Consider the following 10,036-nt stretch of genomic DNA (forward strand, 5'->3'; position numbering starts at 1 on the left):
GTATTTCTGTTTGCGGATTAAAAAGTCCTGGAATCGTTTGCGATATTGTTTCGGTTCTTTACGTTCGGACGAAGCTGCTTACGTTCACTTCTATCTTCACTTGCTTCCATTTGCGGAAACGATTAATCGTTCGATAACTCGGTTCATATCCCTGGGGCCAGCCACATCATGCGGGGATGATAGGCCGGACAGCCCGTCTCACACAAAAGGCTGACGAATGCTTCGTCCGGAATACTTTCCACGACATAGGCAATATCATCTTCTTGTAATGTAATTTCTAAACCAAGCGGCAACACAACTAAGCAGCCGCCTGCAGTGCAGGTCAACGGGATTACTAAAAACCGCACGGAAAAGTAAAATAAAGAATTTCGGGAGTTCCATCTAGAGATGGGACTCCCGAAACTCCTTTACATTTACTGGGTTTTGTCCCAGTCTCTTCTAATTCTTTCATCGAACTTATACATTTTTAACGACAATCTCATTTTCTTCAACATCAATGTGTACTGCATTTACGGTTTCTTCTTCTAAAATTAAGTCTGTCATTTGATCCTCGATTTTATCTTGGATAACTCGACGTAAAGGTCGAGCGCCAAAGCGCGGATCATATCCTAGGCGAACTAATTCATGTTTTGCAGCATTTGTGATTGTAATTTTTATATCATTTTCTTCAATGGTTCTCTCTAAATCTGTCAGCATAAGATCAACGATTACCATTAAGTTTTCCTCAGAAAGTTCATTAAATGTGATAATAGAATCAAATCTGTTCAGGAATTCCGGTTTAAAATAAACACTTAGAGTTTCCAATGTTGATACAGCGTCATGCTCTGCTTTATTAAAGCCTACACTAATTTGCTTTTCGCCGGTACCTGCGTTACTGGTCATGATAATCACTGTTTCTTTAAAGCTAACCGTACGGCCGTGAGAATCAGTTAAATGACCATCTTCCATAATTTGCAGGAACATATTTTGTACGTCCGGATGTGCTTTTTCAATTTCATCCAGCAAAATGATGGAGTATGGGTTGCGGCGTACGCGCTCTGTTAATTGTCCAGCCTCTTCATGACCAACATAGCCAGGAGGTGAACCGATAATTTTTGACACGGCGTGTTTTTCCATATATTCACTCATGTCAAGGCGAATGAGTGACTCTCTAGATCCAAATAGCTCCTCCGCAAGTGCTTTCGTTAATTCTGTTTTACCTACTCCTGTTGGTCCAACAAATAGAAAAGTACCAATTGGACGCTCATGTGATTTTAATCCTGCGCGACTGCGGCGAATTGCTTTCGCTACTTTATCAACGGCTTTTTCTTGTCCGATAACTTTAGCACCGAGGTTTTTACCGATGTTTTTCATTTTTTCCTGCTCATCTGTTTGAAGTTTTGTTACAGGGATACCTGTTTTTTCCTCAACGATAAGCTGAATATCAGAAATATCTACATCAACGACTTTTTCATCATCATTTGCTTTTTCCAATTGTTTTTGTAATTGTATTTCTTGATAACGTAAATTTGCTGCTTTTTCATAGTCTTCTTTTTCTGCAGCTTGTTGTTTCTCTTGAACAACTTGATCCAAGCGTCTTTGGATAGAATTAGAGTCATTTTCAGCATTCTCTAAGTTCAAGCGTGATCCGACTTCATCCATTAAATCAATTGCTTTATCTGGTAAAAATCGGTCTTGAATATAACGTTGTGATAGTATGACAAAAGCACGAATTGCTTCATCGGAATAACGGACTTCATGGAAATTTTCATAACGATCTTTAATTCCATTTAAAATTTGAACTGCTTCTTCTGCAGATGGTTCTTTTACAATGATTGGCTGCAAGCGGCGTTCAAGGGCTGCATCTTTTTCAATTTGACGGTACTCTTTTAATGTTGTTGCACCGATCAACTGAAGCTCCCCGCGCGCTAAGGCAGGTTTTAGAATATTGCCAGCATCCATTTGTGAGTTTTCTGCGGTTCCTGCACCTACCAATAAATGAATTTCATCCACAAATAGAATGACGTCTTGACGAGCTTGTAACTCTTGAACTAATTGCTTCATACGTTCTTCAAACTGTCCGCGAATCCCTGTATTTGCGACTAATGATGCTACATCCAACAAGTAAACTTCTTTATTCATAAGTTTTGCTGGTACGTCACCTTCAACTATTTTAACAGCAAGTCCTTCTGCAATAGCCGTTTTACCAACACCAGGTTCACCAATTAAAACAGGATTGTTTTTATTTCTTCTGTTTAATGTCTCGATAACTCGTTTTATTTCATTATCACGACCGATTACCGAGTCAATTAAACCTTTTTTTGCATCATCGGTGACATTTTTACCTAATTCATCTAACAATCCGCCACCTTGATTTGCTTGTTGTTGCTTTGTTCTTGTTCCCGTTTGACTTCCACCATTTTGTTGGAAGAAATTATTCGCAAATGCATTATTTCCACCAGAGAAAAAGTCATTGGAGTTCATCATTTTTCCCTGAATATCTTGAAAACAAGCATTACATAGGTGGATTTGCATTCTTTGATGATTCATTTGCATAGACATGTTTACTGTTGCTTGGTTTTTGCCACATTGTTGACATAACATGTGCAATTCCTCCTTTAAACTTTTCAGTAACTTTATTTATATCATTTTTGACTTTGACTATCTTTGACCTTTCAATTGCTATTATACTCTGACCTATTTTGACTTTCAAGGGGGATGCTTCAATTTTTTCTAAAAAAACATTAAAAAGGACCTCAAATCCCATTTGATAGTGATTCAAGGTCCCTTCTTTCGTATCATTTCCGTCTATTGTTTTTGTTGTAGCTTTTCCTTTTGACGCAACTCCACACGTCTGATCTTCCCGGATGTAGTTTTCGGTAGTTCATTCAGAAATTCTATTTGTCTCGGATATTTATAAGGGGCGGTCCATTCTTTAACATGGTCCTGTAAGTCTTTGACCAAGTCCGGATTTGTTTGATCAATTCCTTCTTTTAAAACAATAAATGCTTTAACAATATTGCCTCGTACCTCATGCGGACTTGCGACTACAGCACATTCCTGTACAAATGGATGCTTGACCAAAGCGTCCTCCACCTCAAAAGGACCGATTGTATAGCCAGAACTAATAATAATGTCATCGCTTCGACCTTCAAACCAAAAATAGCCATCCGCATCCTTGGATGCCTGATCACCAGTTACATAATAATCTCCTCGCTGCGACATTTTCGTTCGTTCCGTATCCTTATAATATTCACGGAATAATGCAGGGCAGTCAAGTTTTACAGCAATATCTCCCCGTTCATTAACGCCGACTGGTTTTCCTTCATTATCAATGATCTCTACATCATTTCCCGGTGTTGGTTTACCCATAGATCCCGGTTTCACTTCCATTCCTTTCATAAAACCTAAAAGTAATGTATTTTCGGTTTGACCATATCCATCACGTACAGTTAAATTGAAATATTTCCTAAATGTATCGATTACTTCCCGGTTTAATGGTTCACCTGCAGAAACAGCACTATGCAAAGTAGGGAAATGATACATATCTAAATTATCGACTTTTGCCATTAAGCGATATTCTGTGGGGGTACAACATAATACATTCATTTCATTCTCTTGTAATAAATTCAAATATGTTTTCGGATCAAATTTCCCATTGTAAATAAATCCTGTCGCTCCCGAACCAAGCACAGATAGAAAGGGGCTCCAAACCCATTTTTGCCAGCCAGGACCAGCTGTTGCCCAAACTTTATCACCATCATTAATACTTAGCCAATTTTTAGAGGCTGTTTTTAAATGCGCATATCCCCATCCATGAGTATGTACAACCCCTTTCGGATTGCCTGTTGTACCAGACGTATACGGCAGAAATGCGATATCATCTTTCGTAGTAGCTACTATTTCTAACTGATCGGAAGAAGTCTCCTTTAATTCGTCTAGGAAATGCCATCCTTCAACTGGTTCTCCTATTACAAAACGTTTTAAGTCATTATATTCGTTGATACTTCTGTATTGATCAACAAAAGGAAAATAACTAACAACGCCGCTCACTTCTCCATGAGTGACGCGATACTGCAAATCTTTCGTCTTTAACATTTCCGAACTAGGAATAATAATAATTCCTGTTTTCAAAGCTGCTAAGTAGACCTCGTATGCATCAATTAGACGGGGAATCATTACTAATATCTTGTCCCCTTTTCTCAGGCCGTTATTTAAGAAAGCGTTACCAATTTTGTTTACATTTTTCATCAATTTAGCATAAGTAATTTCCTTCTTGTTTCCACTTTCATCTTGCCAAATTAAAGCTTTCCTCGCAGGATCTTTTATGTAACGCTCCACCTCCATAACGATATTATAGTCTTTCGGAGCAATCAAATCTTTTTTTTTCATTTTCTATCACTCCTTTTAAAGTATATCGTTTAGTGTATCAAAATTTTTTGAATATTACAATATGACAAAAAAGAAAAAGGGAGGCTTTTTCGAAAGCCTCCCTTTATTTTATAGGTTATAAATCTCTTCTGGTATATGGTCATTGATGATCAGATTATCGAGACTTTTAAATTGATAGCCTTGTTCTCGCAGATCTTTAATAAGATACGAAAGCGCCTCAGCATTATCACCTGAAACAGCGTGAAGTAATATAATCGCCCCAGGGTGAATCTGCTCCATAATTTGATCATATGCATATTTCCATCCTTTTTGGTTGTCAGTCTCCCAGTCAATGAAGGCTATTGACCAAAATATATGTGTATACCCTAATTCTTTCGACCACTTTAACGTCTTTTCACTAAACATTCCTTTTGGAGGGCGCATATATTGCATTTGCTTTTGACTTGATACTTCAGCAACTGCCTTCTCTAATGTGTCTAATTCCTTTTTAATTGACGCTTTGGATATTGTTGTGAAATCCGGATGATGATATGAATGGTTTCCAATAATATGATTTTCGTCTGCCATTCTTTTTACTAAGTCGGGCTCACTTTTTACATATTGACCTGTCACAAAAAATGTTGCTGGGACATTTTCTTCTTTTAAAATATCTAATACTTTTTCCGTGTGCCCCTGTTCATACCCATTATCAAACGTTAAATAAATATTTTTATCACCTGAAAAATCCGCATAAAAAGCGCCGTACTTATCTAAAATCTCTTTATACTTACCAACATCAGGTATTTTCTGATCTTTATTTTTCTTATATCCCCATCCATATCCACTAGAAGCTTCATATGGCTGCACACCTATTGAAAAAGCTAGAAAAATAAAGAGTGATGTAATAACGCTTACTTTTCGCATAACAAATCCACCTTTTTTCTTACCTTTTCCTTTATTAGGATTTACTATGCAATCAAAAGATTAGGGAACCGGCCCAACCAAAAATAAACAGCGGAATATTAAAATGCAAAAAGGTTGGTACACAAGTATCCCAAATGTGGTTATGATTACCATCCGCATTTAATCCTGCGGTTGGACCAAGCGTACTGTCAGATGCCGGTGATCCTGCATCACCTAAAGCTCCTGCTGTACCAATTAATATGGCTGTTGCCATTGGCGAGAATCCTGCAGTCATACAAATCGGTACATATAGAGCAGCTAAAATCGGGATTGTGCCGAAAGAAGAACCAATTCCAATCGTAACAACTAAACCAACAAGTAATAAAATAAATGCGATTCCTGCTTTATGACTTGTTTCAAGGTAGTTTGATGAAACCTCTACCAATGCATCAACTGCTCCTACTTCTTTTAAAATATTGCCGTAACCAGAAGCAACAAGCATAACAAATGCAATTACTCCCATCATACTAACACCATTAGCTACAATATTGTCACCTTTTTTCAGCGGAACAACATTTGTTACAAACATAATGGCTAAACCTGCCATTGCACTAGCAACTAAATTTTCTGAAACAATTTGTACGATAAGTGCTGTAAGAATTGCAATAATTGTAAATGTATGCTTCGTCGTAAAGGAAACGTTTGTTAATTCAGGTGTCTCTATGCTAACTTCACCGCCCCCAGATCCTGGAATGGGATCCCGGTCTTTTCGATACGTTATAAAAATTGCAAATAATAGACCTACGATCATACCAGCGCCCGGTACTAACATGGAAAGTGTAGCTTGATTTAAAGAAAAAGATACACCGTTTTGTTCCATACCCTCTAAAAGAATGTTTTGAAATATAAGTCCAAATCCAGCTGGTATCATGATATAAGCTGCTTTCAGTCCAAATGTTAATGAAGTTGCAACAGCCCGGCGGTCTAAGCGCATATCATCAAATAGTTTTAATAATGGTGGTATTAAAATAGGAATAAAAGCAATGTGCACAGGAATTAAATTTTCTGCCAACGATGCAATACCTGCAAGAGCAAGCAGCATCATTGTTTTCTTCCCTGTTAAAACACGAATGATGATATTCACTAATATTCCAGTAATGCCCGAGTAGTTAATTGCTACTGCGAAAGCTCCTAATAAAATATAACTCAATGCTGTATTTGCCTGTCCTCCCATACCGCTAACTAACATGTCAATAGACTCAACAATGGAAAGTCCAGCCGTTAATCCGGCGGTAAGCGCTGCGGCAATAATAGCGAGAATTACGTTTACGCGAAATAAACTAAGTATTGTCATAACTAATACAGAGACAATTACAACCCATTCCATATCTGCTTCCCCTTTCAAAAACACGCCCACTTTTTATATACTTTAATACTTCATCATGATAAAGTAATAAAGTGAAAAAATCAACCCTTTTTAACAAAATCACTAAAAAAGATGCTCACATGCTAAAAACCCTGCACTAAAGTGAACAGGGTTTTTAAATTACTATTTTAATTGAAAAGAAAAAGATACATGATCTTGAATTGGGATCCATGCTCCAATTCCTTGCTTCGTGACATTTTTAACAACAATGGTCTTCTTGGAACCTTTTAATTGGATGTATACTTCACCAAATGTCACTTTACCTTTTTCGTTTACAGCTGGAGCATATGCCTTTAAACTTCCGGATTTTTTGATTGGTACTGTGTAGGAATTATCCTTTTTTGTATCCTTTCCAATAATGGATTGATATGAAAGAGGTAAATTGGTTTTCTCCTTTGTACGGAGCAACATCATTTTTTTAACATCTTCTGGATCCGAGATTTTATTAGTAAGAGCCCCTTTTACATTTCGTTGTTCTTGCTGGTTATAATAAATTTCCTGATCTTTTTCTCCTCCTATATTATTCAGTTCATTGGAATTTATTTGCTGGTATTCCCAATTAATATTTGTGTCTGATGATTGATAATTAAGTGGCCAGCGACCTACATAAATCATTCCTCGGTATCCTACTGCAATTGGAGAAGGTTTTAGTGTTGTCTCGTTTAACATTTTGATCAGATCGGGATTTTCGATTGGAACTTCTACTTTTTTTAATAAGTCTTTTGTTAAAGCACTCGGTTCAACAACTTCCTGATCCTCCGCTGAATTAGGAAATGTATTTTCTTTTGATATCGATAAAACATGACTCGGTATTTTAAAATCCTCTTTCTTTTTCTCCTTCTCAGCTGCAATGCTATTTAAAGGAATTAAACATGTATAAGCAAGTAGTAATAATGCAAAGAGATAATATCTTCGTTTCATGATGTGTCCCATTCCTTTCGCTTTTTTTATAGTTTTTTCGGACACACTAATATTATACGCTCTATCTTTTGAACCATAAAAAAACTCCCTTCTAAGGGAGCTTTTCCTACTTGCTTAATTCAATTAGATCGATCGTTTCCTCAATTTGAATGCTGTTTTCAACCGAGCGGATCATAGAGCAATTTTTTCTTGTTAATGCAAGGTTTTTATGCATTTTTTCAGGATCTAAATGATAGCCTTTAACCGTAAAATGCAAAGATATTTTTTCAATTTGATTTGCTTCATCTGGATTTCTTTCTACATCTGCAGTAACGATTAAATCATCAATTTTAATACGCTGTTTATCTAAAATCTTTCGAAATACGGAGCTGCTACACCCTGCAATGGATGCAACCATTAATTGAAAAGGGCGGTATCCATCATTTTCATCACCTGATATATCTAGCTCACCATAATTTAATCGAATTCGCATCCCATTGTCTTTTAAATAAAATCGCATTTTTTTACCTCCCTCTATTTTAGTACTAATCATTTAAAAAACTCACATAATTTAAGTATAACTTACATTTTATTTTGAATACAGACTATTGAATTGTAGAGAAAAAACAATTAAATTAAAGTAATAACATAAAAGCAGCCGAGGTGAAATGAAATGATATCTCCTAGAATTAGATTTTCAATACTAATCGCACTAGTGACTATTTCAGGGTTTTCTCAAGGAATGCTCCTTCCATTAATTGCAATTATTCTGGAGAAAAATGGTGTACCTTCGTCCGTTAACGGATTGCACGCAACTGGTTTATATATTGGCATACTGGTAGCATCTCCTTTTATGGAAAAGCCAATGAAAAAATTCGGATTTAAACCTATTATTGTAGTTGGTGGAGTACTCGTTTTCCTCTCTCTCGCTCTTTTCCCATTTTGGGAAGCACTATGGTTCTGGTTCATCTTACGTGTCACTGTTGGTATTGGTGATAATATGCTGCATTTTGGAACGCAAACATGGATTACAACAACATCTGATAAAAAGAACAGAGGTCGAAACATTGCCCTTTATGGATTATCTTTTGGTCTTGGTTTTACTTTAGGACCTTTAATGACAAGTTTGTTAGCTGTAAGTGAGGCATTACCATTTTTACTCTCTGCCGCTTTTAGTATGATCGTCTGGTCGTTGATGCTGTTCGTGCGCAATCAATGGCCTGAGGAAGACATCGAAACAAGTCCAACAAGTTCCCTGGGGAGATTTTTTCAAACTGGAAAGCTTGCCTGGATTGCATTACTCCCTGGCTTTGGTTACGGATTTTTAGAAGCTACTTTACATGGGGTGTTTCCCATATATGGGATGCGAATAGGCCATGAAGTTCATATCCTTTCATTAATTATCCCATGTTTTGCTGCTGGTAGCATCATAACACAACTTCCTTTAGGAATGTTAAGTGACCGTATTGGCAGAAGAAAGGTTTTATTATTTGTTTTAAGTTGCGGTTCCGCTTTTTTTATGATCTCGGCATTTTTAGAAACATCCGTTGTAGCGTTATTTGTTTTATTTAGTTTAGCTGGAGGGTTTGTTGGTTCTCTCTATTCATTAGGTATGTCCTATATGACTGATTTATTGCCGAAAGCTTTGCTTCCAGCTGGAAATCTTATGTTCTCCATTTCCTTCAGTCTCGGAAGTATTAGTGGCCCTTTTATAGGGGGAATGTTTATTCAGGTACTTCCAAACATATCTTTCTTTTATATGATTGTAATCATGTTAGCACTAATCCTGCTAGCGACAATTATAAAAAAAGATTACGGCTTAGGTTCAAACCATGTATAGCTATTACCCTTTTCTAGCATCTTCATATCGAGTAGGAGGATAATCATTAATTGATTATCCGACCTCTCACACCACCGTACTTACGGATCCGTATACGGCGGTTTAATTTTATTCTATACATGTACTTTGTTATAATGTTCAATACAGGATATTAAACCAAATCTTGTTAGCCTTTCGTTTGTGATTGTGGTAGTAAGAATCCATGAATATGCGATTCTTATCGCCCCTTTACTCGAATGGCTATTTTTGTATGCATTGTATTTGTTCATACCTAATTTGATTAAGTTCTTTCGACGGTTTTTGGCTGTTTTCCATTTCTTCCATATGCACATTCTTAGTCGTACCCTTGTGTGGGAATCTATTCGTGTTAGTAACTTCTTCATATGACCGACTTTAAAGTAGTTAACCCATCCACGAATTAGCTGGTTTATTCTTTCTACTTGATACTTCGTATCAACACTCCAATTCCTTCGTGTTAGTTGTTTTAACTTATACTTAAAGCTCTCTACCGACTTCCTATGTGGTTTTGCTTTATACAGACGGTTTTGGTAGTCTCTGAAGAATCCGAATCCTAAGAATTTCATATCTGGATTATTAGGTTTAGTTACTTTAGATTT

Annotated in this window: 8 protein-coding genes and 1 pseudogene; 1 reads left to right on the forward strand and 8 read right to left on the reverse strand. The window is 36.7% G+C overall.

Translation table 11 applies throughout. From position 1 onward, the window contains the following. From GZ63_RS17525 to GZ63_RS0112995, 7 genes and pseudogenes are all read right to left on the reverse strand, one after another. A pseudogene (locus GZ63_RS17525) lies at positions 1 to 326 on the reverse strand (hypothetical protein); the annotation flags it as partial. A gap of 130 nt (positions 327 to 456) precedes the next feature. Beyond that, positions 457 to 2,583, reverse strand: coding sequence for an ATP-dependent Clp protease ATP-binding subunit (locus GZ63_RS0112970; RefSeq protein ID WP_029270235.1), 2,127 nt, complete (start codon positions 2,581 to 2,583; stop codon positions 457 to 459). A 204-nt stretch (positions 2,584 to 2,787) separates the two neighbouring features. Then, positions 2,788 to 4,371 (reverse strand): acyl-CoA synthetase MbcS, encoded by a 1,584-nt coding sequence (mbcS, locus tag GZ63_RS0112975; protein WP_029270237.1) that lies wholly within the window; start codon positions 4,369 to 4,371, stop codon positions 2,788 to 2,790. 108 nt (positions 4,372 to 4,479) lie between these two features. Next, complete coding sequence (gene pdaA, locus GZ63_RS0112980) at positions 4,480 to 5,274, reverse strand: delta-lactam-biosynthetic de-N-acetylase (RefSeq protein WP_029270238.1); 795 nt, start codon at positions 5,272 to 5,274, stop codon at positions 4,480 to 4,482. A 52-nt stretch (positions 5,275 to 5,326) separates the two neighbouring features. Next, complete coding sequence (locus GZ63_RS0112985) at positions 5,327 to 6,640, reverse strand: Na+/H+ antiporter family protein (protein ID WP_029270239.1); 1,314 nt, start codon at positions 6,638 to 6,640, stop codon at positions 5,327 to 5,329. Positions 6,641 to 6,802: 162 nt separating this feature from the next. Next, positions 6,803 to 7,600: a YfkD famly protein gene (locus tag GZ63_RS0112990; RefSeq protein ID WP_029270241.1), complete on the reverse strand. Its 798-nt coding sequence runs from the start codon at positions 7,598 to 7,600 to the stop codon at positions 6,803 to 6,805. A 106-nt stretch (positions 7,601 to 7,706) separates the two neighbouring features. Beyond that, a complete protein-coding gene (locus tag GZ63_RS0112995; RefSeq protein ID WP_029270243.1) occupies positions 7,707 to 8,099 on the reverse strand; it encodes an OsmC family protein in 393 nt (130 codons plus the stop codon). A gap of 153 nt (positions 8,100 to 8,252) precedes the next feature. Between GZ63_RS0112995 and GZ63_RS0113000 the strand changes: the two genes are divergently transcribed. Continuing rightward, positions 8,253 to 9,419 carry an MFS transporter gene (locus tag GZ63_RS0113000; protein ID WP_029270245.1) on the forward strand — a complete coding sequence of 389 codons (1,167 nt, stop codon included), beginning with the start codon at positions 8,253 to 8,255 and terminating at the stop codon, positions 9,417 to 9,419. A 113-nt stretch (positions 9,420 to 9,532) separates the two neighbouring features. Here the strand turns inward: GZ63_RS0113000 and GZ63_RS0113005 are convergent. Then, the coding region (locus GZ63_RS0113005) for a group II intron maturase-specific domain-containing protein (RefSeq protein WP_029270247.1) at positions 9,533 to 10,036 on the reverse strand (504 nt) is incomplete at its 5' end.

The organism is Virgibacillus alimentarius (genome assembly GCF_000709085.1).
Taxonomy (GTDB): domain Bacteria; phylum Bacillota; class Bacilli; order Bacillales; family Amphibacillaceae; genus Virgibacillus_B; species Virgibacillus_B alimentarius.

Bases quoted from the DNA above. Each gene is read 5' to 3' on its own strand.
- GZ63_RS0112970 (WP_029270235.1), bottom strand. From the start codon at position 2,583: ATGTTATGTCAACAATGTGGCAAAAACCAAGCAACAGTAAACATGTCT.
- mbcS (WP_029270237.1), bottom strand. From the start codon at position 4,371: ATGAAAAAAAAAGATTTGATTGCTCCGAAAGACTATAATATCGTTATG.
- GZ63_RS0112985 (WP_029270239.1), bottom strand. From the start codon at position 6,640: ATGGAATGGGTTGTAATTGTCTCTGTATTAGTTATGACAATACTTAGT.
- pdaA (WP_029270238.1), bottom strand. From the start codon at position 5,274: ATGCGAAAAGTAAGCGTTATTACATCACTCTTTATTTTTCTAGCTTTT.
- GZ63_RS0112995 (WP_029270243.1), bottom strand. From the start codon at position 8,099: ATGCGATTTTATTTAAAAGACAATGGGATGCGAATTCGATTAAATTAT.
- GZ63_RS0113000 (WP_029270245.1), top strand. From the start codon at position 8,253: ATGATATCTCCTAGAATTAGATTTTCAATACTAATCGCACTAGTGACT.
- GZ63_RS0112990 (WP_029270241.1), bottom strand. From the start codon at position 7,600: ATGAAACGAAGATATTATCTCTTTGCATTATTACTACTTGCTTATACA.